Origin of the sequence: Haloquadratum walsbyi C23 (genome assembly GCF_000237865.1) — an archaeon.
Taxonomy (GTDB): domain Archaea; phylum Halobacteriota; class Halobacteria; order Halobacteriales; family Haloferacaceae; genus Haloquadratum; species Haloquadratum walsbyi.
In genome coordinates this window covers 3,029,750-3,055,704 of the sequence record NC_017459.1, presented here as the reverse complement: position 1 = coordinate 3,055,704, position 25,955 = coordinate 3,029,750, and the positions used below count along the sequence as shown (strand labels likewise).

General features: G+C 47.1%; 24 protein-coding genes. 14 read left to right on the top strand and 10 right to left on the bottom strand.

The window, feature by feature from the left end; translation table 11 throughout:
- Positions 1 to 407 precede the first annotated feature (407 nt).
- From HQRW_RS13845 to HQRW_RS13815, 7 genes are all read left to right on the top strand, one after another.
- A complete protein-coding gene (locus HQRW_RS13845) occupies positions 408 to 2,024 on the top strand; it encodes a PGF-CTERM sorting domain-containing protein (protein ID WP_014557078.1) in 1,617 nt (538 codons plus the stop codon).
- 374 nt (positions 2,025 to 2,398) lie between these two features.
- On the top strand, positions 2,399 to 2,692 hold the full coding sequence (locus HQRW_RS13840) for a DUF7854 family protein (protein WP_014557077.1): 294 nt from the start codon (positions 2,399 to 2,401) through the stop codon (positions 2,690 to 2,692).
- A gap of 307 nt (positions 2,693 to 2,999) precedes the next feature.
- Positions 3,000 to 3,338 carry a DUF7855 family protein gene (locus tag HQRW_RS13835; protein WP_014557076.1) on the top strand — a complete coding sequence of 113 codons (339 nt, stop codon included), beginning with the start codon at positions 3,000 to 3,002 and terminating at the stop codon, positions 3,336 to 3,338.
- Positions 3,335 to 4,390: a DUF7856 family protein gene (locus HQRW_RS13830; protein WP_014557075.1), complete on the top strand. Its 1,056-nt coding sequence runs from the start codon at positions 3,335 to 3,337 to the stop codon at positions 4,388 to 4,390. Before HQRW_RS13835 ends, HQRW_RS13830 begins: the two co-directional genes overlap by 4 nt.
- Positions 4,391 to 4,768: 378 nt before the next feature.
- Positions 4,769 to 5,731 (top strand): DUF7857 domain-containing protein, encoded by a 963-nt coding sequence (locus HQRW_RS13825; RefSeq protein ID WP_014557074.1) that lies wholly within the window; start codon positions 4,769 to 4,771, stop codon positions 5,729 to 5,731.
- Positions 5,732 to 5,733: 2 nt separating this feature from the next.
- Positions 5,734 to 6,444: a P-loop NTPase gene (locus HQRW_RS13820; RefSeq protein WP_014557073.1), complete on the top strand. Its 711-nt coding sequence runs from the start codon at positions 5,734 to 5,736 to the stop codon at positions 6,442 to 6,444.
- Between the two features lie 752 nt (positions 6,445 to 7,196).
- Complete coding sequence (locus tag HQRW_RS13815; RefSeq protein WP_077260095.1) at positions 7,197 to 7,697, top strand: histidine phosphatase family protein; 501 nt, start codon at positions 7,197 to 7,199, stop codon at positions 7,695 to 7,697.
- 18 nt (positions 7,698 to 7,715) lie between these two features.
- Here HQRW_RS13815 and HQRW_RS13810 read toward each other — a convergent pair whose 3' ends face one another.
- Positions 7,716 to 8,660, bottom strand: a complete 945-nt coding sequence (locus HQRW_RS13810) for a transcription initiation factor IIB (protein ID WP_014557071.1) — start codon at positions 8,658 to 8,660, stop codon at positions 7,716 to 7,718.
- 163 nt (positions 8,661 to 8,823) lie between these two features.
- On the opposite strand from HQRW_RS13810, the gene HQRW_RS13805 reads away from it, so the two are divergent.
- Both HQRW_RS13805 and HQRW_RS13795 read left to right on the top strand, forming a co-directional pair.
- On the top strand, positions 8,824 to 9,342 hold the full coding sequence (locus HQRW_RS13805) for a DUF7858 family protein (RefSeq protein WP_014557070.1): 519 nt from the start codon (positions 8,824 to 8,826) through the stop codon (positions 9,340 to 9,342).
- A 500-nt stretch (positions 9,343 to 9,842) separates the two neighbouring features.
- Positions 9,843 to 10,610, top strand: a complete 768-nt coding sequence (locus HQRW_RS13795) for an AAA family ATPase (RefSeq protein WP_011572821.1) — start codon at positions 9,843 to 9,845, stop codon at positions 10,608 to 10,610.
- Between the two features lie 159 nt (positions 10,611 to 10,769).
- Here HQRW_RS13795 and HQRW_RS13790 read toward each other — a convergent pair whose 3' ends face one another.
- The 5 genes from HQRW_RS13790 to HQRW_RS17075 all read right to left on the bottom strand — a co-directional run bounded on the left by HQRW_RS13790 (position 10,770) and on the right by HQRW_RS17075 (position 16,325).
- On the bottom strand, positions 10,770 to 11,204 hold the full coding sequence (locus HQRW_RS13790) for an HIT family protein (RefSeq protein ID WP_011572820.1): 435 nt from the start codon (positions 11,202 to 11,204) through the stop codon (positions 10,770 to 10,772).
- Between the two features lie 161 nt (positions 11,205 to 11,365).
- Entirely contained in the window at positions 11,366 to 12,238 is an 873-nt protein-coding gene (locus HQRW_RS13785) for a ribose-phosphate diphosphokinase (protein WP_014557069.1), read from the bottom strand.
- A gap of 57 nt (positions 12,239 to 12,295) precedes the next feature.
- Positions 12,296 to 13,309 (bottom strand): HVO_0234 family beta-propeller protein, encoded by a 1,014-nt coding sequence (locus HQRW_RS13780; RefSeq protein ID WP_014557068.1) that lies wholly within the window; start codon positions 13,307 to 13,309, stop codon positions 12,296 to 12,298.
- 1,532 nt (positions 13,310 to 14,841) lie between these two features.
- A complete protein-coding gene (locus tag HQRW_RS13775; RefSeq protein ID WP_014557067.1) occupies positions 14,842 to 15,885 on the bottom strand; it encodes an NAD(P)-dependent alcohol dehydrogenase in 1,044 nt (347 codons plus the stop codon).
- A gap of 35 nt (positions 15,886 to 15,920) precedes the next feature.
- Entirely contained in the window at positions 15,921 to 16,325 is a 405-nt protein-coding gene (locus HQRW_RS17075; RefSeq protein ID WP_014557066.1) for a hypothetical protein, read from the bottom strand.
- Between the two features lie 528 nt (positions 16,326 to 16,853).
- Here HQRW_RS17075 and HQRW_RS13765 point away from each other — a divergent pair.
- The 3 genes from HQRW_RS13765 (at position 16,854) to HQRW_RS13755 (ending at position 19,700) form a co-directional block, all read left to right on the top strand.
- Positions 16,854 to 18,011, top strand: a complete 1,158-nt coding sequence (locus tag HQRW_RS13765) for a tRNA (guanine(26)-N(2))-dimethyltransferase (protein WP_011572815.1) — start codon at positions 16,854 to 16,856, stop codon at positions 18,009 to 18,011.
- Positions 18,012 to 18,145: 134 nt separating this feature from the next.
- Positions 18,146 to 18,748 (top strand): hypothetical protein, encoded by a 603-nt coding sequence (locus tag HQRW_RS13760; protein ID WP_014557065.1) that lies wholly within the window; start codon positions 18,146 to 18,148, stop codon positions 18,746 to 18,748.
- Positions 18,705 to 19,700, top strand: a complete 996-nt coding sequence (locus HQRW_RS13755) for a phosphatase PAP2 family protein (RefSeq protein WP_231852365.1) — start codon at positions 18,705 to 18,707, stop codon at positions 19,698 to 19,700. Before HQRW_RS13760 ends, HQRW_RS13755 begins: the two co-directional genes overlap by 44 nt.
- A gap of 145 nt (positions 19,701 to 19,845) precedes the next feature.
- Here HQRW_RS13755 and glnA read toward each other — a convergent pair whose 3' ends face one another.
- A complete protein-coding gene (glnA, locus tag HQRW_RS13750; RefSeq protein WP_014557063.1) occupies positions 19,846 to 21,222 on the bottom strand; it encodes a type I glutamate--ammonia ligase in 1,377 nt (458 codons plus the stop codon).
- Between the two features lie 127 nt (positions 21,223 to 21,349).
- On the opposite strand from glnA, the gene lrp reads away from it, so the two are divergent.
- The gene (gene lrp / locus HQRW_RS13745; RefSeq protein ID WP_011572811.1) at positions 21,350 to 21,808 is read left to right on the top strand and encodes an HTH-type transcriptional regulator Lrp; all 459 of its coding nucleotides are present in this window, start codon (positions 21,350 to 21,352) and stop codon (positions 21,806 to 21,808) included.
- Between the two features lie 192 nt (positions 21,809 to 22,000).
- On the opposite strand, the gene HQRW_RS13740 is transcribed toward lrp, so the two are convergent.
- Complete coding sequence (locus HQRW_RS13740; RefSeq protein WP_011572810.1) at positions 22,001 to 23,089, bottom strand: aminopeptidase; 1,089 nt, start codon at positions 23,087 to 23,089, stop codon at positions 22,001 to 22,003.
- A 240-nt stretch (positions 23,090 to 23,329) separates the two neighbouring features.
- Between HQRW_RS13740 and HQRW_RS13735 the strand changes: the two genes are divergently transcribed.
- Positions 23,330 to 23,842 carry a metallophosphoesterase gene (locus tag HQRW_RS13735; protein WP_014557062.1) on the top strand — a complete coding sequence of 171 codons (513 nt, stop codon included), beginning with the start codon at positions 23,330 to 23,332 and terminating at the stop codon, positions 23,840 to 23,842.
- A gap of 651 nt (positions 23,843 to 24,493) precedes the next feature.
- Here the strand turns inward: HQRW_RS13735 and HQRW_RS13730 are convergent.
- Positions 24,494 to 25,501, bottom strand: a complete 1,008-nt coding sequence (locus HQRW_RS13730) for a YeiH family protein (RefSeq protein ID WP_014557061.1) — start codon at positions 25,499 to 25,501, stop codon at positions 24,494 to 24,496.
- Entirely contained in the window at positions 25,495 to 25,662 is a 168-nt protein-coding gene (locus HQRW_RS15970; RefSeq protein WP_158298149.1) for a hypothetical protein, read from the bottom strand. The genes HQRW_RS13730 and HQRW_RS15970 overlap by 7 nt, the downstream gene beginning before the upstream one ends.
- Positions 25,663 to 25,955 lie beyond the last annotated feature (293 nt).

Genomic DNA, 25,955 nt, shown 5'->3' with positions numbered 1-25,955 from the left:
CCTGTAACACCCGAACACACCGTTGGTGCCACCCCAACAAATGTCGTCTGTTGCTGCCATGATGGGTGCGTCCGTGGGTGTCCGCCCCCTCGCGTAGGCGCGACACAGGCCCGGCGCATCGCGTCTTACCCTGTAGTGGGTGCGCGGGTTTTGCGAGACCGATAACGTGGGTTCCAAACTGACATACGGCGTCCTGATAGTTCAAAACAGAAACGTAGCCGAGCGCACGCGCTTCGCCCCCGCCCACGGTTGGGGGGGGAAAAACACGCGCTGCTTTTCGTTTAGAATACGACTATAAGATAGCCGGTGCGCCCCTGATTAGTATTATACCAGTATTATGTCATACTAGTGAAATATACTCCGTATGAGGAAAAAAATTTATTCGTCTATCAAACACTGTGCTGCATATGGTATCAACTACAAATCAAATACTTGTACTCACATTCGCATGTGTTGTTTGTATTGCAGGAGCAACTTTTGTTGCGAGCGCTGCTGAACCGACGGTCGATATTGAGGTGAATAACGAGCAATTCACCGATGGGACAGAGATTGATGTCGGTTCAGACCCGACTGTCGATATCAGTGTCACCGCTGAAACACAAATTAATCTCATTGAACTGTATGTAGATGGAATTGCTCAACGGACATTCGACCCGAACGGTACCTCATTTGAAGAGGAATTTCAATTGACACTTGATAACGGTGAACACGACATTCAAATAGTGGCTGGCGCGAACGAAACAACAACAATTGATGGTGTAATCACCAAAGACAGCGGTGCGCCATTCATCGAGTACACAGAGCCATTCAGCACACCCGACAAGAGTACACCACCAGATGTCACAACGGTCACTGAGGGGCAGTTGACTCTTTCTGGGGATCTCTTCGATGATAGCGGTGTTCAATCAATCGAAATTGAGCGACGATTTGAATATAGATATGCGAATTCACGAGAGACGAGTCGAGCAAATTACGAAATTGACGACCCTGGTGACTCATTCCAACAGGAAATTCTTCTTGGAAATGGAGAGAATGAAATCACCGCAAAGTATATTGATGAGATGGGGAATCAACGTCGCCATGATTTTTCTTTAGTTGTTGATGATCGAAGGGCTCCGCAAATCGATGTTAACGCTCCTGCACAAGTCACCGAACCATCAGCAACCATCAGTGCGACTGTAACAGATAATGTGAAACTCCAATCGGTTACAATAACAGCCCCAAGCATCGGGAATAAACAGGTCGTCTCAAGCAGAAGTCCAGAGCCAAACGCGGACCGATTGCAAGTGAATATTAACGAGAATATTGACCTCAGCGAGGGAAGAAATGAAGTTGATATCGAAGCAACAGACGTGAACGGCAATAGCGTGTCAGAGGAACTAACCGTCGAATATGTCCGTATTATTGAACCAACAATTGAGATTGACGCTGAGAACACGACAGTTGAGGGCGATTCCGTTTCTGTGCAAGGGCGAATATTCCGCGGCGAGGTTACGCGTGCCTCAATCCAGACACGAAGCGACTCGAAGAACGGTACTGAAATTGTTGATATCGGCGGTGTATATACTCAGGATTCAGTTGCAGAGACAGTAACAATCGATCAAACGCTTACACTGGATACAAACGAAACAGTAACTGAAATCCGCGTTCTTGCGACCGACTCAGAGGGAACACAACATGAACACTCAGTGTGGATTAATGCGAAAACAGGTACAATTGGTGACTCTCCATCTGCCGTAGACGGGTCATTGCCTTCTGATACGACTCCAATGTCGACCACAGGACCGTCTGAGGAAACAAATATCGATGGTGATTCTGACACCAATGGAGACACGACAGATGATAATGATGAAACAAACGTCGAAACAGATGAAAACACATTGGCACAAGATGAGACGACGACATCTGTTGCGACAACAGCAGTTGAATCAACCTCAAGTTCACAATCATCGCCAGGATTCGGCGTTATTATCGCCATTATAGCCATATCACTCGCGTTCATTGGCATTACCCACCGACGATGATGTGATCTCGCGGGTAAATTTAACAAGAATACAAACTGCGTTACTAAAACTTGCGCTTTATTTACTCTTAATCTCACTTCCTTAATCAATTGATCCTCGATTATCCAATTATGATCATATCGATCACTAGCGATTTAATATCCTGACCAATGATAGAACGCATGACTGGGTATTAAACAGATATCTTGCCTGATTTTAATAATAAATCCGATTTGTATTACCAGTCACTGATATAGATCGCATAATAGCGTGGACAATTTTTATATACGTATTATCCTCAGACAGATACCCCATAGTATAGAACTTAGGGTGGAATTCTTGCGTATAAATCCGTAGTTGTAAATCAGATAAAACGTAAGACAAGTACTAAGATCATGGACCGGATTTCAGCGCTGAGGAATATTGAGGAGTCGTTACGTGCTTTCGAGACAGGTGATTCAGATCTCGCAGCGGTTGAACAGCGAGTTATTGGTGTGCTTCGAACGTATGCCGCAGAACTTGATTCAACCTCATCAGAATTATGTGCATACGAGGCAAGCGGGACTGAGCGGGTTGCAGGTCTCATTGTTGTTGCACCGAGTAAATCAAAAGCACATGATCGGATTGCCACACTGTTACATATCGACCCATCCGAGCTCAGTGATCAAATCAACATCACTCCCATTTGATCCGGTGACTGATTGATAGTGATTAGTTCGAATAGTTTCACCGACGATGTCGAATGACGCGGTTTCAGCGGCTCCTATCATGGCACCGATAATCACGGCGGTAAAGACTTGCACTAATCACTATGACATAGTATCTGTGAACCACCACACCCTACTCGTCTATTGACGCAGACTCGTTAGGAGTGGAGCTTCATCTTTCTATGACACGCTTTCCATCCACGATATCAAATGCATCTTGAGAATTAAAATAATCTTAAACAGAAAGACGCGTGATTTTTATACCATCGCGTGGACCCGAGAATCAGTCATGCTACTGATTGTGACTTACAGTTCTCACGCACGACAAACGCTTCGAAACGCATGTCGATCACATGAAGAGAGTGTTGTTCGCCGATTTGGTCGAGCCGCGCTTCTCACAGAAACAGAGTACAGTGCATTTCTTGCCTGTCGATTGCGTATTCGCCATGGTGCGGATGTCCAAGTCGAACGGACAACACCATTTAATGAGTTTCTTGACCTTCCCGAAGAAATTCGGACAGCTGCAACAGCATATGAACACAGAGAGACACCGAACACACCGTATGATAAGTTTGTGGTAGGGACTGATCACCCAACCTCTGAGTCGATGCGCACCCGCGAATTATGACTAATGACGATACTGATCATTATATTGGTAATCCTCAGTCAGCGTCTGCTGTTCCGCCACCACCAATCGTTGAATTTCCTGGTGGAAAACAGGTGCAGGGACACGTAATTGACTTCTGCCGTTCACCAACTGAACCGGACTCTGATGATAGCACTAGTATTTATGATTCTGAAAAACGTCGAGAAACTATCCAATATCGGTCTCACTCGGACTCCGAACGATGGTACTGTTCACATCAGGTACATACGGATATCTCACCTATCGAACTTAATCAAACCGTGTGTGCAGGGGCACCAACATCATCGGAGAGGTTATCTATCTATTCACCACCGCCAACATCGGTACGTGAATACATCGGTATACTAAGCCCTGATCCAGATATCAAGCGCCGAGATGCACTTATTACCATTGGGCGGCTTTGCGGGGTCAAAACACCGTATGATAGTTCGCTTAAGACTGTACAATCAGCTATCGACCAACTAGAGATATCATCGGTGCCTGACATTACGACCGCCCGAAGGCGTGTTGCTGATGCTGGGGCGGATGTTGAGCGATTACGTGAACGTGTTGCTATGCTTCGTGGTCAAATGGCTGTATATCGTGAGACCGATGTGACTACCGACATCACTAACGCGGAGATTGCACTCAAGAACGCAATTCGGACACTCTCTGAAGCCTCGACAGAGGAGATTGCTGCGACTCAGCGACTTACGCAATTAATCGATATTGCCCGCACTGCCCGTGATTGCAAAGAGAAGCGCCTATCACTTATTGACCGTCGTCAAAATTTGAAACGTCATATCCGGGCAGAAATTTTCGATGTAATGAAGGCTGAATTTGATCGTGTTCGCCAGGTGCCGTGGATTGCTGAGCGTATCGATGGAAATAACAATTATACAACCGCACTTGCTGACGCAATTGCAATCCTTTCGCTTGCTCCACTTCGTGCGCCGCTAATCGTTGCTGAAAGCGTCGCAACTGCGTTTGACGGTATATCAGCGCTTGCGATTCGGATTAATGCAACAATAATTGTTAGCACTACCAACAGGTGAAAATAACTTGAGGTCACTACCGTCATTCCTTTTTTCATATGTGATTGAGAGATTATTTAGATGTGAATCCACAACCAGCACCCTGAGGTCGGGTCCTTCACCCGTAGTGTGAGTTCGAAATCAAATATTATCCGTTTATCTTGATGTTCAACCCGTCTCAGTGAATCGCGTATGAGCCAGTGTAAGCCGACTCCCCCGGGCTTGACCCCGAAACGATTTAATATAGCAATGTACCGACTTTGAGAATGCGAACGATGTGGGTTGCTCTCCACTTGCCAGATCTATCCTACAACGAAATTCGCAGACTTTCGCTTAGAAACCTTAGCGCCTCAATTCAGCTAACAAGGATTAATATGTGAATACGCGACTATTGTCCGCGTGCAAACTAGTGTGTCAACACATCGTGCTGCTAACGTCATTCTTGTTGCCGTCACAGTATACAATAACACGAGTGTTGATTGTCGGGTTCGTGTTCAAAATAGACTTAATGGACCTGTACTCCCCCCTCGGCAGGCGGGGATTCCAGCGTCGGGATGGGACGCTGCAGGATATAATGGTCATGTTCCCGCTGGGAAGCGAATGACGATTGGGTATGCATGCCCGAGTGATGATAATGATGATGATGATACAGTACCCTCAATTGATGAGACTGTCTCCGTTGAAGCACATGCAGACAGTATAATAGACAACACATCAATAAATACGAGTATATCCTCACCAACAGACGCTGTTATTCGAACACTTGGACGCTCCCGCCCACCTATTGATACAATCCCAGACTCAAACCCTATATCTCGATCTTCTTCTGATTCGCCGACTGATAATATGGCAGAAACACCCGGGACAGATCGTCATATTACGTCCGCGATTTCAGCGTCCAAGAACAAACAAACTTCGTTACCACCCTGCGTTGATACATGGCTCACTACTATTGAGGGTCGATTTGATCAGTCAATGGGTAGTGATCAATCAGTAAGTAATCGGACCCGACAAACAAGAATTAATATGATGAATACAACACACGCTCCCCGTGCGTCATCGAAACCAAACAAGCAATTAACCGAAGCAGAATATGAAGCACTCGAAGAGATTAACACACGGGTTGATCACATTATTACCGCCTCACCGCATGTCGCGGATCAGCCAATCAGTGCACTCCGTCAGATTGCAACACGCACTATCGACACTTCTTCATCTTCAGGCACTTCTGACATGCAGCACATGGAGGCATCTGTGGCTGATGACTCCAAAGTGACCTGTCAGTCTAGATCCGACAGTGAAAAACACACAAATATCAATTCCGCTCCTGATCGAACACAATCAGCTGACGGGTCATTATAATAATGATTCTCGCTGTCACCGGTGGAAAAGGAGGGATAGGGAAATCAACACTTGCTGTTGAACTTGCGGCGGCGCTCGATGCGGTCGTTGTCGACGCTGACTTAGGGATGGCTGATATTCCATGTCCCGATTCAAATATCAAGTCCCCAAATCTCCATGATGTGTTGGCTGGACGGGCTGACCCGATTGCGGCTGTTCGAACAGTCAGACAAAAACAAGCACAAGAATATAACACACATCCTCGTACGATTCGCATTCTTCCGTGTGGTCGATCACTCACCGGTGCACGGGCAGCGGATATCACCGCTCTTGAATCAGTACTTCAGCGTGTGGAGCATGCATATGGAGACATCGTTGTCGACTGCCCAGCGGGTCTTCGGGCTGATGCTGGTGTTCCACTCGCAGTCGCAGAGACATGTGTTATTATTGCATCACCTCGTGCGTATGCACTTGGAGACGCTGTCCGTGTCCGAGCACTTGCACGTGAGGTTAATACTGGAGTTATCAGTGTAATAATCAATCGAGCTGATGATAGTTCACCGACAGACGCTATTGCTGAAACGCTTGGTGCACCCACAGTGGGGGTCCCTGTTGATCCTCGAATCAAGCAGACGCTTGAGACGCTTCATCCACTCATCCAACGAGTTCCAACAGCACCTGCATCACGCGCTGTCCAGCGTGTTGTAAGCAAAATAAAACGTGTTGATATATAATAAAATATACTATCGTCGCAGCATAAATGTATCATTGTATGTGAGTGCCTATGATTGCTGATTCGGTAATATACGGTGTGTTACATTGCTGAGGGGACATCATATGACATAATCTAGTAATTTTAATTATCCACATCAGACGCTGATGAAAAGTCTACTTCATCAATGAATTGAAAGGGTACAACGACCGACACGTCAAAAAATATTGTCGTACCGCTAGTTACTATGAATAAAAGAGTTCTCGCCATGCGACATGGATAGCGACAGGATAGCGTCGATTCCGACTGAGGAATACACGCTGATCGTTTTTATGATCCGGGACTGACCGATCTTGGTCGATAGGCAGCATGGCGAGTTAATCGGCGATTCGCTGATATGCAGCCCAATATTGATTCCGTGTGCAGATTGTCAAGGCGACTGCCTCGGGGTTTGACCCCGAGTGAAGCCAACACCTCTAATTGACCCGTCATATGTAATCTGATTGGTGGTTAAATAATGACTGTGATGGTCAGCGCGTCTGACTGAGAGTCTCATCACACGGGCGGTCAGACACCACGCACCGTCCAACTCAGAGAGGAACGGAACGTTCCAAATCAATGTCGTCCGAGAAATGAATTCTCTCGTGATCACGAAAATCTTCGATTTTCGAACGATCTGTGGAGACCGGACCCGCTCTGAAACGGTCCTCTCAGTGAGAGTGGTTTTGTAAGTTCTGTCGACAAAGCAGGAAGCCTCGGAGCTTTGATGTTGATGTGACCCTGAGGCAGGTTTACAGCTTGCCATTTCTTCGTACTATTGAGACAGCTAGTGAAATTTGTGCAGAAATCTCAAAGTCGGTTGCGGTTGAGCCTGTGCTTGGTGGGCACAGAAACCTGAGTGGTTTGATGCTGAGCCAGAGACAATTGATATTGACCATCTCACACTACAATTTGAGAGGTGTCACCCAGAGTCATGATCCAGAGATCTTCCCACCATATCCTGAATCTCCTGCTGAAGTAATGAATCGGATTGGGAAGAAAACGCGTCAGCTCACCAAATCAATGTCTGACACAATTGTCCTCGTTGGACATGGTGTGATCAGCAGTGTCGTCGACGGGCTGATTGGCACGACTGCGGGTGCTAATGCACCGTTATGCGGGATAACACGAATCGATCGGGAGCAAAACAATGGGCTAGAAAGCACTGTGATAGTTGAAAAAGGCAATAATTGGCAGCTCAGATGCAGCGGTGATACAACACATCTTGATGCCTGAGTTATACAGAGTAAATAATTATTCTGTTGCCGGCAGCGTCACCTCACGGAGATCATGATATGTCGCACGTAGTGTGACCGGTGTGACATCCGCAATATCTGCTGCTGTCTGCTGTGTTAGTTCAAACCCAATGTCACGAGCAGCAGTATATAGACAAGCAGCGGCAACACCACTTGGATTTCGCCCAGCACCAATCCCTTGTGCTGTTATCATTGAGATGTATTCACAAGCGCGGCGCTCAATATCGGATGGAAGTTCTAATTCAGAGGCAAACCGGGGGAGATACTGTGCCGGATCAATCGGTCCAATTGGAAGTCCAAGTTCACGATTGAGTGCGGTGTACGCAGCACGTTGTTCGGCAGATGTCGCTTTTGCAATGTCAGTGATCTCTTCGATTGTCCGAGCAACCCCGGCAACTCGACAGGCAGCATACACACAAGCAGCAGCGAAGCCCTCAAGCGAACGACCTCTAAGTAAGTCCTCTGATTGTGCAGATCGAAACAGCGAACATGCATCATCTCGAATCTGCTTCGGGAGTGAAAGCGCGCCTGTGAGTCGTCGAATCTCAGTAAATGCATATACCTGGTTACGCTCACGTTTTGTTGAGATACGAGCGCGATTATGTTGACGACGGAGGCGAGCAAACTGCCGTCGTTTACGCCCAGTAAGACGAATTGAGCGACCAATTTCAGTTGAGAGCCCACGATCATGTCGGGACCGGGTCAGCGGTGCGCCAGTTCGCTTTGGATTTGTTGTGTCGTCCGCGAAGGACCGCCATTCAGGTCCATGGTCAATACGATATTCTGATAATACCAACCCACAGTCTCCACAAATAGTCTCCTCGCCCGTATTTTCAGGATGTCCGCCACACTCAGGACACGATACCGGTGTATCTGTTGTGAGAGAAATATCAGCAGTAGATTTACGCTTTGCTTCGGTCTTGATAACGGGTGCGTCACTCATTACATATACAACTCTGTCGGGAATCGATATTTAACAGTAGGGCAGATGACGCCGATTCGAGCCGGAATGCCGGTCTTAACTAACCGGTTACCGGTCAGTTCCAACTCTCAGAATTGATAATACGACGAACATATTATGTATCAGAGTGAGAACATCACAATCTATGGGATTGTCGGACATTGCCGCAGGGATTAAGTCAACAACAAAGCAGCAGACTCGCACGGTTGCAACAATCGATGATACCGATATCAGTTTGAGCGAGCGTCTTGGCGATCACGAATCAGAACTTCCCTGCACAGCAGTTGCCGCAACGACAGTTCTTGAGGCGTATGATGCTGGTGCTGGGATTGAAGCTGCTGCTACGACTGCAGGAATCGCACCTGTCACTGCTGCGAAGACACTTTATCGATGCGGTAAACCGGGTATTATGCCATTAGCTCCTACCGGACGACAGATACTCCACGATTGGCTTGCAGGGCAACTCTCTCGTGTTGACGCACTCGCGTTGACACAGACCGATGAACCGACGTTCGCACTCGCTACATATATTGAAACACATGAGATAATTGAACCAATTGCGGATGTCACTCGCCGCGATACAGCTAATTCCTTTTGTGATCATTCATCTGTCTCACAGCATGGAAAGTTCGCTGAAACAAGCAATGACGGCGGTAATCTGTGATAATCGACTAGTAGTGCTCATACACAAACACATACATATAATGCAAACATACACAGCTCAAAATTACCGTACTTATGAACTCACGCTAAGATTGTTGCTATCAAATCATAAAGAATATTATCTATTATTCACCAATTGCCCGACAGCACTGCCGGTAATCACAAAACAACCGACACTCACATTCACATGATATTCATTATATATTATTCTGATATTTTATTATATCCATCACATATTTTCCAATGTATTATCCTTGTTCTGTCATCGAACAGTGCTCATTCACAATCAGGTGTCGCCCTGCTACACGGGCTAAAATCAAGCGTCTTGTGTCAATTCAAAAAAAGATATGATACGCTTCTGCAGCTGATGAGACATATCGATAACCATCACACTCAGACAGGAACCGGACAGCAAAACCCAAGATTACTCCAGTCAGCTGATTATGCTCAAGTATATCATACAGCTCTGGTCCCTGAGACAAGACAAGTGCAGGCGCAACGATGACAGCAGCTCATCAACCAACTATCACTGCAGTTATTGGTGCGACCGGCGGGGCGGGAACGACACGCACAATCGTTGAGGTAGCAACAACACTCGCCCGGACTGGCGCAGATGTTGCTGTCTTCGATGCTGCAGTCGGGTCACAAGGGCTGTCAGACTATGTTAAGGGTCGTCTTGACCCAGATCTCACGACACTCCTTACAGATGCGGTCGATACTCCACTATCTGATGGACTTTACGCGCTTCCATGGAGTGATACAGTGCCAGGACGCCTTGCTGTCTGTCCTATTATGGCTCCATTTGAACGGCTTGCCCGCGCACAATCTGTCGCAGCTGCTAAGCAGTTTGAAACACGGACAAAAACCGCAGCAACACAGTTTGATACAGTTCTTGTTGATGTCCCACCAATTAGTGCAAACCTCGCGGTTGCAGCCGCGCATGTCGCTGACCATCGAATCGTGATGATGCCGGCAACAAACAGAGGGGTGACAGCACTCCAGCGAATGCATGACCGTCTTGCTGATCTGCAATTTGAGACCTCAATTACTGTCTCAACGTTTGGAAATAGCGATGAGGCTGAGATTGGTATTCCGACGCTTACCGGAAGTGACACCATGATACAGTCAGCGCCATATGATGCAAATAATGATACATACGCAACGTCAATTGCACATTTTGCTGCTGTAACCGCGGGAGAATCGATTGAGCAGATTGTGGATGACACGACTGATTTGCCAACCCGTCTCAAACAACGTTTCTTGGGATAGCTGTTGTTGACCCGATCTAGTGATCAGATTAAATTCGTTTCATCATATTTCATTGAATTGACGACGAATCCCAACAAAAGTTGGATATGACAACTCTCGTATTGTTAATATTCGCTTCTTGCTGTCAGATCTCTCATTTCATTACACCGCGTATATTAGTTATAAATCGGCTGTCGACTCGATATTCATCGCAATAGTGTCAAGCTCAGAATCACTCAACTCTGGACGTGCACCCGCAGTGGCATGGATTGGACCACCCCCGTCGTCATCGAATCGAGGAATAATATGAATGTGCACATGCGGGACTTCTTGACCTGCCGCAGATCCATTGTTAACACCAATAGTCGTTGCATCAGCGTCAACCGCAGTCTCAATAGTTGGTGTCAGCGATTGTACAGTTGCCCATAATTCGGTCGCAACGTCATCAGGAAGATCTCCGAGTTTGGTATATGCATCTCTTGGGATGACAAGCGTATGCCCGGGCGCGAGTGGATTCGCATCGAGAAACGCAACGATTGTTTCGGTTTCATGAACAATCCGAGCTGGAATGTCACCAGCAGCAATCTGTTCGAAAATTGTTGGATCCTCGCTCATATGTCATCATTTCACACGGCGATAGCAAGTAGGTTCGGGTTATCATATTGAGCTTGTCACATTGACATCCCTCTCGTCCTGAAGAGCGAGATTTTAGACGTGCAGCATGAGTAAGTATGTATTTGATGATCATACAACATGGGTCCCTTTAGGATTGAATCCTATCTCTTCTCAATATCAACTGCCTCAATAGCTGCTGCGACAGTTGGAGCGACTGATACGGCACTCACTTCGCGTTCGATTGTGTCGGTTCCAATAACCCGTTCAATACCGGCGCGTTCGAGTCTTGTTCGAGCACCTCGAGCCAGTAGGGGATGAATACATCCAATGTAAACCCGTGCTGCACCACCATCGTTAAGATGTCCAACAGCTGTGCTCATTGTCACTCCGGTAGCGATAATATCGTCAACAACAACGACATCCCGAGTTGATACATTCGTATCAGTTATATTCATATCAACATCGGTCCCAGAATGACGTGTCTTCTCAAAGTAATCAGTACTCCCAGTACCATATTCATCCCGGACAGCAGTGGCGAGTTCGATGGCACCAGCATCTGGAGCAATAAAGAGTGGTTCAGATAATCCAGATGGCAGTGATTCTGCAAGATGTGATGCTGCATCACAGATTGTCACATGTCCGTCAAAAAAATCAGCAACTGACCGCTCATGTGGGTTAATCAGAATAACCCGGTCAGTTGTTGGTGAAATCGCCCGAGCCATCGCGCGTGCGGAGACCGGATGCCCAGACTTGAACGCTCGATCCTGTCGTGTGTATCCCATGTACGGAATAACCGTAATAACCTCTGTAGCACCTGCTTCTATCACAGCATCCTGTAACTGCAACAGTTCTACCCATGTATCGTTTGTGTCAGTTGTCGCAACAATAATCGCTCTATCACCATCGAATTCAGGCACAGCAGCAAGTGTTTCGCCGTCGGGAAACTGGTCATACGTAACTGCAGCAAGAGGTTTATTCAGTTCTGTCGCGAGGGCTGAAGCGAGTGCTTGCGAAGAGCTTCCAGGAACAATCATATCCACTGTCTCTCAGTCCGTACTAAAACCCCTTTTCAAATGTTGGTTTCGGGTGATTCACCAATTATTATGCGACACAGCAATAGCACTAACACCTGTCACGCCAAGATTCCGATGCTGCCATTCAGCCTCTCTTCTGTGAGCTGGTTTTCTCTTAGTAGTCTCAGCAGTCTCAGTAGTGATATCAACGCATGCTGCAAGCGTTCCATCAGTCGTCACAGCATACGTTGTTGTGTGACTATGTGCAACAGCCATAATTGGCTCTGTGACCGGCAGATTCACTGACTTCCAGTGAGCACCCATATCAGGCACGAGTCCGGCTGTATTGCTTACATTACATGCATATAAACTGCCACCGCAGACAGCATGTGCCCGGACAATCCTATCAGAAGACCGCATGATATCGACGGATTCAGCCTGTTCGATTGATGGAATCTTTATCCATCCATTCGCAAGCACATAGAGTCCATCTGTCGTCGCCGCAACTGGCTCAGCGTCAATGTCATGCGCCGTGTCCAATCCAGCATATGAGATGATAGTGCCCGATGGCGCATCAGACGTTACCTGAAATACTCCCTCAGCGGTTGCGATGAGCGGCATATCGATTTCGTAAATAGTACTGCATGTATCAATAAATTTCCATGTAGAGAGTATCTCCGGTTGAGAGCCAAATATATCATCCGGTGACATTGTGAGGCGGTAGATATCCCCCGAGGTCTCTCCTGCAATGAGTGCAACCTTGTTTTGGGTGGTTGTTTCAAATCCAACAGCACTAACAGAGTCAATTCCATCACCAATATTATAAAATTGCAATTCATCCATACTAGCTTCGTCCCCAGCATCTTCGCGTCTCCGTCGATGATCGGCGAGAAGAACACCATCGTCGGTAGCCGCAGCAACATACGGTCCCGCGGTTGCAATGTCACGAACTGCTCCACGATACGCAAGACCGAATTCACCAACGACCGCGTCAGAAACAGTGACGCCGAGAACGCCTAATTCACTCCCGAGATAGACAGTTTCTGTGCCTACAGTGTTTGTATATACCCGTTTTTCATCAATTGTTGGCATGCAGCTATTTTCTTACAGCGTCAGTAAAAGCAGTTGGGAGGAATTGTAGCATTTACATGAACATGCCTTATTGCTGAATTATAGAGAACCAAGGAGAATACCTGCGACTTCAGGCCTGTCTTTTACCCATAAGTTCGTGGAGTCGTAACCGGACGTTTCAGACGCTTTCAGAGGTATTTTGAACACAAAAAATCGAAGCGAGAAGCGATTCAGGCAATGATATTGGCTGTAGGGGTTATAGAACGTCGGTAATCAACGCCACTACAATTGTTCCAAAGAGGTGTTGAAACTGTAGATACCGAGAATTTCAGTCGTGCTCGCCGATCCCGTTCCGCTAAAATACTGACTCGATTTGTGGGTAAGAGACAGGACTTCAGGCGCAGGATGAATCTGAGATAAGTTTTTAGAATCTACCGTTCGATTGCCAACCAGAAATCTCAGTCCATACGTTGAATTGGCAGGCAACCGTCCGATATGGTATGATTCAGGTCGGGGATAGAACGACTCCCAGTGAACTACCCCGCCCTGCTCGACCTGACGGCCTCGCTGAGGGTGGGGCTTCCTGCTTCTACGACGTTGTCAGACTGCGTCTGACAGCCCACCAGACGGAGTCTGGTGAACGCACTTTGCAGATACAGGTGTATCCACAGGGAGTGCAGTCTCCACAGGCGTTGACGAATCGCGGGGCGATTCGTTCGCACACCGGAACCAGAACTCGGAGATTTCTGGGGACGTTTCTGCGGAGTGTCCCACTCCTAGTTGCTCGACGGGGTGATTCCGTGGGACAACGCACGCTTTTTGTCGCGTTTGAACGCTATCCCTGTCCGTCAGCCTCGCACGGAGCAACTCGTTCCGAATGGAACGACGAGCGAATCGAAGCCGACAGGTCAGAACGCCCATCTTACTCTTTCCTCCGGCGTCCGACAACATAACTGCTTAGATAGGTCTGTGAGTCTGCCGACTCACAGTGTACAACCAGATGATGACGGCGCTGTATCTCCTCCCCTCCCTACTGCGCTCCTTGTCCGCTCGCGTGGACTGTGGTGCTCCTTGAGGGAGGGCTTAGCGCCTGTATTCAGCTAATCCGACAATGGCGGTCTGCCCGCCTCAAGCAATCAGATAATAGTCGGAACCAATTTGATGAACGGTCGGTTCAGATAAGTATAATGAACCGATGCAGATGCTGTGTCTGACTATGTGGAAACATCAGAAAAGTCACTCCGAGTCCGTCGAGGTCTACCGGATTCCCCGTGGCACAAACAATACTGGGAGTCCACATATGACCGAGGATACGAGTACCGGGGGCTGAGATGTGCCACCCCAGCAGTCTCACCCGCCTCAGACCGCGAGCATTCCGACGGATTCTCACCGATTAGATGCTTGGTGAGACTACAAACCTGAAATCTCCACCATTCACGCTCACGCTCAGGATTCCTCCGGGTGAACGCCGAAGAGTATGTCAAGTAGTGATATTGAGCGTAATAGCGTGGTCAATTCAATCTGTTAGTGTGAATCTGCGTCCAACAAATTACTTAATTTGGCGTGATTACGGCGCGCCCTTCAATTTCACCATGTTCAAGTTGTTCAGCAGCAGCATTGACAGAGCCAAGGTCATATCGACTCGTTCGCAGTTCAACATCGCCACGTTCAACCAATCGGACAAGTTCCTGCAGTTCAGTATACTGTCCGACAATCGTTCCACGATATGCAAATTCTGCGTCGACAAGTGCCTGCGATGGTTCATGAATATGTCCACCGTACCCGACAATATGATGATCGCCACCGGGAGCGATTACATCCGGAGCATAGCCTGTCGTTACATCAGCGCCAACAAAATCAATCACCTGTTCAGCACCATGACCATCAGTGAGATCGTCAATTGCTGCTGAAACATCTTCACTTGTGGGATCGACTGTATATCGTGCACCAAGATCAGCCGCAAGGTCACGAGCCGCTTCCTTTATATCAAGTGCAATGATATCTGCTGCACTCATTGCATCAAGACATTGTAGTCCGATATGCCCCAATCCGCCAACACCAATAACAATGGCTGGATCGCCTGGATTTAATTCATCGACAGCCTTCTTCACGGCGTGGTAAGCAGTAATTCCAGCATCGGCGTGTGGAGCAATATCAACAGGATCAACACCATCAGGAAGTGGTATAGCCGATCGCTCACTCGTGCGGAGATATTCTGCGAATCCCCCATCGGTCGTGAGACCAGGGAATGAGAGATTCTCACAGTACATGTCTTCGCCAAGACGACACTGTCGGCAGGTGCCACACGTCATTACGGGATGACAAATTATTGTATCGCCGACGCCGATAGTCTGCACTTCATCGCCAACAGCAATTACCTCACCCGTATTCTCATGTCCAAGTGTCATTGGGAGGTCTTGATCAACGTAGTCGGTCCACATCCCTTCGATAATATGATTATCTGTCTGACACCATCCAGCACCAGCAACTTCAACAATAATATCATCGGATCGTTCGACAGTTGGCCGATCAATACTATCGATGCTGAGCGCACTACCCATATCGTCTGTATAACTATGGAGTCTTGCTGCGTCCATCGTACCTATAGGTTGTGCGTATCTATAATAAATGTTCACGATAAAAAGTCATGAACATCTGCATACCACATATCATGATGATCGACGACACCGATACGTTCAGCAATCGCGGTTGCGAGGATATGCCAGCAACACTGTGTTGGATCTGTTGCATCAAGATTATACAAACTGTCTTTACACGTGCAGCCTCCGGCTTCAACGATATATTCATCATTATGTCCGACGACAACCGTGAAATCACGATATCGCTTCACACGCTCTTCTGATACCGCATCAATGGCACGAGCACCTCTATCTCCATGGTGTTTGATAATCGCATCAACGATTGTTGGTGTTAGTTGTTCTGTCGCGGCTAGTTCTCCTCGCCATGCAGCCTCGGTTTCATCACTGACACTACTTGAGACAACATGATGTGTACGAACATCTGAATTATCAGACACCTCACTTGACTCAGTATTCGTTGTCATTGTTGAACTCTTGGCTGTATCGCCTGATTCAGCATCCGTGGCTGTTGTATACTGTGTTGTGTCGTCCACGTCCTCATCTGACTCTATATTTTGATCACGCTCATTGCTATTGGCTTCGATCGCAACCCTATCTGCATCTGGATCCTTGTCCGCATCGACATTCACATCTGTATCGACACCAATTTCGACATCTCGATTGCACTGCGTGTGTGAAATGGTATCGTTATTGGCAGACACCGAGTCGGAATCGCAATCACCGTCGACCACGAGTGCACCACACTCTGCATAGTCAAAATCCCACCGATACATGAGTCTACAGGGTGAGTGGAGGGGGGGGGGAGAGGGGAGGGTGCCCTCACATTTAAATAAAGCTGATGATTCACATGGATTACATATCTGAAGTCTCATATGCAGTCTATCTGTGCTTACACATTGAAATAACTCAATTCACCCTCATGGAACATCGCGTTATTTTTTGATGATTGGTCATAATCCTACACAATGAATATTACTGAGGGCGTCGTCGAACTGACCGTCCCAGCAGCTCGTGATGGAGCTGACGCGGGAGTTGGTGATGACGTCTTCTATAACCCTACACAGGAACTCAATCGCGATATTACAGTTGCAGCACTCCGTGCATATCAAGAGCGCGAGCCACGCGCTGAGACGTATCTCGATGCAATGACCGCAAGTGGTGTTCGTGGTGTCCGAGCCGCAGCATCAGGGTACGATGTCACCTGTACGGATATTGACCCTGATGCAGTGGCTCTCGCACAGTCAAATCTCGAAAAAAATGATCTTGACGGACAAACACTACCCAGCGATGCAAACGCTGTGCTGCATCAATCTGGTCCGGAATCACCTCTTGGACCCGAAGCGATATTCGATGTTGTTGATTTGGATCCGTTCGGAACACCAATCCCATTCGCTGATGCAGCCTTCGCAAATGCCCGGAATCTTGTCTGTGTTACAGCGACAGATACTGCGCCATTGTGTGGCGCTCATCAGCAATCTGGCATTCGGACATACTCAACACTCCCACGAAATACTGAATATCACCCTGAAATGGGACTTCGAGTGTTATTATCCGCGCTTATCCGGACCGCAGCTCGCTATGATACAGCGGCTATTCCCATTCTTTCACATGTCACACGACATTATGTTCGAACGTATCTTGAACTTGATACTCGCGCAACGCGTGCAGATGAGTTGCTTTCAGACCTTGGGTATGTGTATCATTGCGAGGATTGTCTAACACGACAGCATGAGTTCGGTCATATCGCACACCCACCATCGATGTGTCATCACTGTGAGGGTAATCGAGTTATTACCGCTGGTCCATTATATCTGGGCTCAATTCGTGAACAGGGATTCACACGCCGCGTTCGAAATCACATTACAACAGAAATGGGAGAGATTAAACAAGCGGATTCAATCCTCAAAATGGTCGAAAATGAACTTGAGACACCAACGCATTATGACCAACATCGACTCTGTAAAAAATGGACTCGGTCAGCGATTGGCATGGATGAATTTATTGAGCAACTTCATACAGCAGGTTTTGACGCAACACGAACACATTACAGTGGAACGGCATTCAAGACAAATGCAACTATTGCAGAAATCCGTTCGGCGACGACTGACCCAGATGAACAGTAATCGACTATTGATAATTCAATTATGACGATGGCTTCCTCTCTGAGAGATAGTTGTGAACGGTATTTTTATTCGATAAATTTGAGGACAGACCGGCAAGTACAACATATGCCAGACCGACATGCAGACCAGACTAGATGATGAGTGCGGATGATGAGGAGTCACGTAATACAGACGAACCTGTTGGGGAACATGATAGAGACAACCACAGTGATGATGCAGATAACGCTGATCACACTGCTGAGGCTGCTGACACTCACTCAGACACGACAAGATCAAAAACGGATACACAAGCGCCAGATTCGACCATTTCGGATGATTCTATAATAAATCCAACAGCAAATCCCAACGAAACTGACACAACAGCCGACCCACAAAGTGCACCGGATATCGAGACGTTACAACGTGAAATTAAGACCCTTCGAGCCGATCTTGATGCATTTGAGGAGGAAGTCGAATCACGGACAGTTGACCGACCAACACTCAAAACAAATCTCGAACAATATATTCGAAAGCAACTTCGACGCGGCAAAGCCCGTGGATGGGGTCCATATCTTGTCTTATTGTATGGAACTGCAACGACGATTGCTGCATTTTATCTTTTAGATGATTTCTTTGCGCTAATTGCAATGATCATTATATATCTCTCGACACTTGGTCTCTATGTATTATTCGTCCTCTTTGGTGCTGGGCTTAATGCAGTCGATTCATCCCGGAATTTGCTTGATTGGATTCGATAATACAGAAATGATATCTTCTAGCGTGCTTAGCGTATTGGCTACGCGCGGAATCGGCGAGTTACGTGTTCTCAGCGATATTCCAGAGATAGTAGTGGCGGTCTTTCGGATATTGACGCACCTTGGGAGCCCATATACACTATTTGCTATGATATCAATATTATATCTCTTTGGTCGACGCGGACTTCTTGTTCGACGACGAGCAGCATTCATTCTTGCTATTGAGATTGCTGCAATCGCGATCACAGTTGGATTGAAGCATTTGTTCGCATTGCCCCGTCCACCAGTGTCATATCGCAGTGGGTTTGGCTTCCCAAGTGGACATGCAATCGGGACAACCGTATTTTGGGGCGCAGCAGCGTTGTTGACTGAACGCTGGCAGTGGTGGCGACGAGTTGCTCTTGCTGGTGGTGTGATTATTATTGTCGCTGCGTCTCGGGTTATTATTGGCGTGCACTATGTTGTCGATGTTTTTGCCGGGATCGCGGTTGGTGTTGCTCTATTAGCTCTTATTATTATGACCGTTGGGTCAGGACTTGAGATGGGTGGAAATATGAGCGCGCTTGTTCGACCAACGCATACGGATGTCACTGCAATGTTCGGAGTCGCCGCCATCCTCACAATCTCCTCTATCATGATTGCACCGAATGAGATTGCAGTTCTTCTTGGAACTGGTATGGCAGCAACAGGTGCTGCTATTTGGCACAAATATGGACGAACATTCGGTGCTATACGAGTTCCAATTACGTTACGAACTGTTATTATCGGCGGAATATGCATCACCATCGGATTCACTGCGTTGATAACCACCGTAATAATGAGCACTACGGTGTATGTAGCTCAATTTGGAACGATGATCAATCCCGTTTCTATTGCATCTTATGCCATCGCAACAGGCAGCCTTGCTGCGGTAATAATACTTGCTTCGCCGTCTATTACCGATCGAATCATATAATATAGTCTGAACCTCTCAGCGAAAGAATTTGATCGATTACCTATATGTGAACTATGGGTGGTTCTGACGTGAGAAAAGTTCGATTTATATAATCTGAATTAGTTTCTGAACGATGTGTTTGTGCTCCACCAGCTAATATGATAATTCAGTATGTCTCGAGGTATCTATCAAGTTCCCAATCAGAGACATCGACACGGAACTCATCGTATTCTTGTGTTTTTGCTTCAGCGAATTTATTATACACATGGTCCCCAAGAGCACCCTGAATAACTTCATCGGAGTCAAGTGCATCAATTGCCTCACCAAGGTTACCTGGGAGAGTATCAATTCCATATTCCATCCGAGTCTCTTCATCGAACTCATAAATATTCTCACGGATTGGATCAGGAGCCTCAAGCCCATCATCAATACCGTTCAATCCAGCAGTAATGATTGCTGCAAGTGCAAGGTACGGATTACATGATGGATCTGGTGAGCGAAGCTCAATCCGTGAGGCTGCTGGAACCCGCGCAGCCGGCTTTCGAATAAGGGCTGAACGATTGCGGTCAGACCACGCGACATACACTGGTGCCTCGTATCCAGGGACAAGACGTTTGTAGCTATTTACTGTTGGATTTGCAATAGCCGTGATAGCCGGTGCGTGCTCAAGAACTCCAGCAAGGAATGAATGAGCTGTCTCTGAGAGATTAAACTCATCACTCTCATCATGGAATGCGTTGTTTCCGTTCTCATCGAATAGTGAGATGTGCGTGTGCATTCCCGAGCCGTTGATCTTCGCGATTGGCTTTGGCATGAATGTCGCATGCAAGTCGTGTTGTGCTGCGATTGCGCGAACAACCGTCCGGAATGTCGCGATATTATCAGCGGTTGTGAGCGCACTCTCATATTCAAAGTTAATCTCGTACTGCCCTTCTGCAACCTCATGATGGCTTGCCTCAATATTGAAGTCCATCTCCTCAAGCCCATGAATAATCTCTCGACGAATATCTGATGCGAGATCTTTCGGTGCAAGATCAAAGTAACCACCTGCATCATTCGTCTTTGTCGTTGCCCGACCGTCCTCATCCTCTTCAAAGAGGAAGAATTCCGGCTCAGAAGATGTATTAATGGTGAACCCCATCTCATTCGCGCGCTCGATTGTTTCCTTCAAAACTGCACGTGGGTCACCTGCAAATGGCTCGCCCGTTGATGTATTAATCACATCACAAATCAGACGTGCTGATCGACCGCTGCGCCATGGAAGAACGGCGAATGTTGATGGGTCTGGTTTTAATCGCATATCGGATTCTTGAATCCGGACGAATCCTTCAATACTGGATCCATCAAAATAGATCCCATCTTTAAATGCTTTTTCTGCTCGCGAGACCGGGATTGCGACGTTTTTTACAGTCCCAAGTATGTCAGTAAATTGTAACCGAAGGAATTCAACATCTCCTTCTTCAATTTGATCGATGACACGCTGTGCTTCTGCTGAAAGTCCACCGTCAGTGGTTGCCGAATCAGACTTATTTTCGTCCGTCATATTTGTGTACAGTCAAAATCGAATACGCCCAGTATAAAGACGTTATCGCTTGGTGCAAATGCCCCAAGTTGGGCTAGTAACTGGATATTCGTAAAATTCTAATCCCCCCAAAGCGTCTATAGGTGTAATGACGTATGAAAATCTCGACGCAAAACTGATTAATGCATTACTTGGGGACGGTCGAGCTAGTCTTCGCAGTCTTGCTGAGGAACTTGATGTCTCTGTCACAACAGTCTCGAACCATCTTCGCGATCTTGAAAATGAAAGCGTCGTTGAAGGATACACCCCACGTGTGAATTATGATGCAATCGGCTATGATGTGACAGCAATCATTCAACTGAAAGTCGAAGGAAGTGCGCTTCCTAGTATCACAAATCGACTTGAAAAACAAAAACAAATGACAACTGTTTATGAAGTCACTGGTGATTATGATGTGATTGCTGTCGGGAAATTTCGTGATACCGATGGCATGAATGATCAAATCAAAGAGCTGCTCACGGATACCGACATTCGAGAGTCGAACACCAGTGTGGTACTCAACCCAGTTGCCGAAAATGAACAGTTTAATCTCACACTGACCGAGTGAATTGCCTCGGTAAAATTCTTCACCGTACTCTTCGAAATATAAGACTGTGCATCATATGATGAGCGTTTGAAACGCTCGATTTATTCTATATATATGTATATGAAATATCTGATAAAACACAGAATCACAGTTCTGCTGATTTCATGACAACTTATTCAACACCATGAGTACAGGCACGGTGCTTCGCTTAGTTTAAAACTCTTCTTCGAAAATAAACGTCCCATTGCGCTGGATAATCTCACCGTCGACTTCAATTGTTGAGTCTTCACTCATGTCGACGATCATATCAACGTGTTCGGCACTTTCATTTCGCTCATTATCTTCTCCGACTGTCTCTGCATACGCAGACCCGACAGCCATATGCACTGTGTCACCCATTTTTTCATCAAAAAGCATATTATAGCTAAATTGATCAATAGCACGATTCATTCCAATACCAAGTTCACCAAGATACCGCGCTCCCTCATCAGTCGCAAAGATTCCATCAAGAACCGTCTCATTCCGACCAGCACTGTAGGACTCAACATAACCTTCGTTGAATTGCACTCGAACATCTTCGATTTCACGACCTTGTCGATACAGTGGCATATCGAAATGAACTTCACCCTCAACAGAATGCTTGATTGGCGCAGTGAAGACTTCACCACCGGGAAGATTCTTTTCACCGTAGTCATTAAGCGCGGTATTTCCAGCGATACGCATCGTGACATCTGTGTTGGACCCTGATTGGATCCGAACCTCATCCGCATCAGCAAGAATATCAACTAATTGTGATTGATGCTCGCGTTGGGCGTTCCAGTCTAATCCAACTGCATCCCACACAAAGTTCTCATACGCCTCAGTGCTCATTCCAGCTAACTGTGCGTTGCCTGTGGTCGGATACTGTGTCAGACACCATGTCTTTGATAATCGTTCTTGAAGCACTGGCTGCATTGCTCGACGATATGCAGCGTTCGTCTCAGGATTGACATCAGCGGTCTCGGTCGCGTTTTCGTCACCGCGGATAGCAATATATGTATCCATTTCCTGATATAATGCAAGCAAGTGTGATGGCGTTTCGAAATCATCAGTATCGGTATAATTCTGCAAGAATGCGCGTGTTGCCCGAGAGTCATTTTGCAGTGACACTGGATGCGCACCTCGATTTGCACATTCCTCATAGAGTGCAATCACAAGGTCTGAGGCTGCTGCAGGTGCACCGATGACAACGCGGTCCCCACTGTCAATATCAGTTGAATGATCAATTACCGTCTGCGCGTGATCCCGAATACGCGGGTCCATATGAATATGTAGTACGTCAATGACAAACTCCTTTCGACACGAATACAATATACGCCAATATCTGCGTCTATCTAGTTGTGTTAACGGGTATATTTGCCTCAGCGTGCACATTGCATGTCATAGCATCTGATCTCAAATGATTCCAGTATAATTCTGTGGCATCCCAAAAGTACCTTATGTGTGATTTTGATACACATGATCAAACCGGTTGCTCTTATATTTATTTGAGTTAGATTGGGTATGCTTACCGTTATCTCCGATACGCACAGCACCGATGATCACCAACTATCAGGGCAAACGTATGAAGCGGTCCAAAACGCAGAGATGGTCGCGCACGCAGGTGACTTCATGTGTGAGTCCGTTTTAGATGCGCTCCAACGCGAGGCGACTCAGTTGGTTGGTGTCGCCGGTAATAATGATGATACTGGAATTCGTGAGCGATTACCAACAACACGACAGTTTACATTCGCAGGTGTGCAGTTTGTCATGACGCATACGAGACGCGGAGGACCAACGGCACTTTCATTACTCGGCCGTGAGCGAGATGCTGATGTCGTTATTTTCGGTCACAGTCACCGTCCGACGGTCATAGAATCTGAGGAATGTACACTCGTGAATCCTGGGAGCCATGCACAACCGCGTGGACACCGTGCAGCACACGCGGAATTCGACCCTCAGCCAACTGGAGAACTCAATGGTCGGCTCATCACAGTTGATGGAGATGTATTTGAATCATTCACAATCACGAACTGAACTCAACTCACAGCAATGCAACGCTGAGAGAAACCACTTGCTGACGCCCTCATTCATATGAACTGCGTAAACGAAAAACCGACTGTAAGCGTGAGCGAAAGAAATCATCTGCGTGCAACTTGGCTACCACCGGTCCATGAGACGATGAGGTGGTTCATATCAAATATCTCAAGCACCAAGAACAAAACCGATATTTTGTCTTCTTATTATTGAGCTCGTTATCATTGATACATCGATACCGTGACCGTCACTTCTACAGTCACTCACAGGTTCGCAATATTAAGCACGACAGCTGGAAGCCCAACGACCAGCAGACTTAGATGTCCAAGCAGCGCTACGTTGTCAGATAAATAACGACCCCGCAACGCCACCGAGATGTACAGATCACTCCCGAAGGATAGTTCCAATCGAATTTATCGGTTGAACAGGCGTAATCCCACGCTGTTTACAGTGTGTGCATACGCGCCGTCATATGGAGAATCTCCGAGCTTTTTCGATTCACACGGTGTGTTAGCTTGACAGTCTGTGAACCTGAAATTCCCGCGTCTTCAGACGTAGGAGGATGTCAAAGAACTATCTCGGAAACGAGCGTTGAGACACTCACCTTGCCCGTTGGTAGAAATATCATCTATGTCCTGCCTTCGACTTCGCTCAAAAGAGATAGAGAAGCGCACTCAGCGTGAGACCGCTCACTAGAAGCAAGCTAATTGAAACGACACCCACCGGCTTGATTCCTGATTCGCGGAGTTCACCGATATCGATACTCAGTCCTAACCCGGCGAATGCAACGAGAAATAACCAGTTCGACGCGTTATCGAGCGCAGTGATCTGTGTGTCCGAGAGAACTCCGGCACTCCCGAGGATCATGAGAACCACAAAGCCGATAATGAACTTCGGGAAACTCTCCCAGAGGTATCGCCACGTATGATCGACGGTTGCGTCTGTTGATCCGCGTCGACTGTAGTAAAGTACATAACCGATGACCACAACGCCGATAAACGCGTTCCGGGTGAGTTTGACTAGCACTGCCCATTCACCCGCGTTTCGCGAGTAAGCAAATCCGGCGGCGGTGACCGGTCCAGTGCTGAACATTGTTGTCCCTGCCCAGATGCCGAAGACAAAATCGGAAAGCCCGAGAAGATGACCGACGGTCGGATAGATAATAAGTGTAATAGCATCGAATAATAGGACTGTAGCAGCCGCGTACGCGATCTGTTGCTGATCAGGCTTGATGCTTCCAGCAACTGCAGCAACTGCTGAGACACCACAGATACCTGAGCCTGCTGCAAGCAGTGAGCCAATTTTCTCAGGGATATCAAAAAATTCACGTGCAAGCACTTCAACAACTAGCACGGTCGCACAGACAGCGACTCCAACGATTAAAAGCACCTGTAGTCCAGCATCGACAACCTGCTGAAAGGCAATCGTGACACCCATCAAAATAATTCCTACTTCCAACCAGAGGCTGTGTGTCTTGACTCCAGCAACTGCCCAATCGGGAATGCCGAGTGTGTTAGCCATGAATACACCCAGTCCGATAACAACGATGAGATGACTTCCTATCGGAATTATTGCAGTAATACCACGAGCAAGCAGACCGAGTGCAAAAAGAACCCCCAGTCCGGGAGCAAGGCGACGTAGTGCTTCCACCGTCACCACGGAATCAGGGCACCAGCGCTGACTGCAAGAACGAAAACTGTAGAGAGACACATAGCTTTCCAACCCTGTTCTAACGACATCCAATAGTCATAGAGTTGTTGCATCAAACCAACTGGATTTGCGATTGATTCACTGGATTCGGAACGTTCCTCAGCACTCATTATGATAGAAAGTCGTTGAAACCCATTTAATAATTCGTTTAGCATACGACAGGATTTCCAATATAAGAACTGGGTCAAAGGCGGAGTCTCGATATCGCTGTCCGCAAAAAATCGAATTGATATGGCGATAATTGAATGAATATACACTGTTCAGACCTCATATTTGACGACTTTACTCATCACTTCTAGAGAAACCCAAAGCTCAGCCGACGAACACATACCGCACCAGCGACTAAGCTCCCCATGGGACGCCGAATCTAGCGACAATCGAGCGGATGGACGATGATAACTGG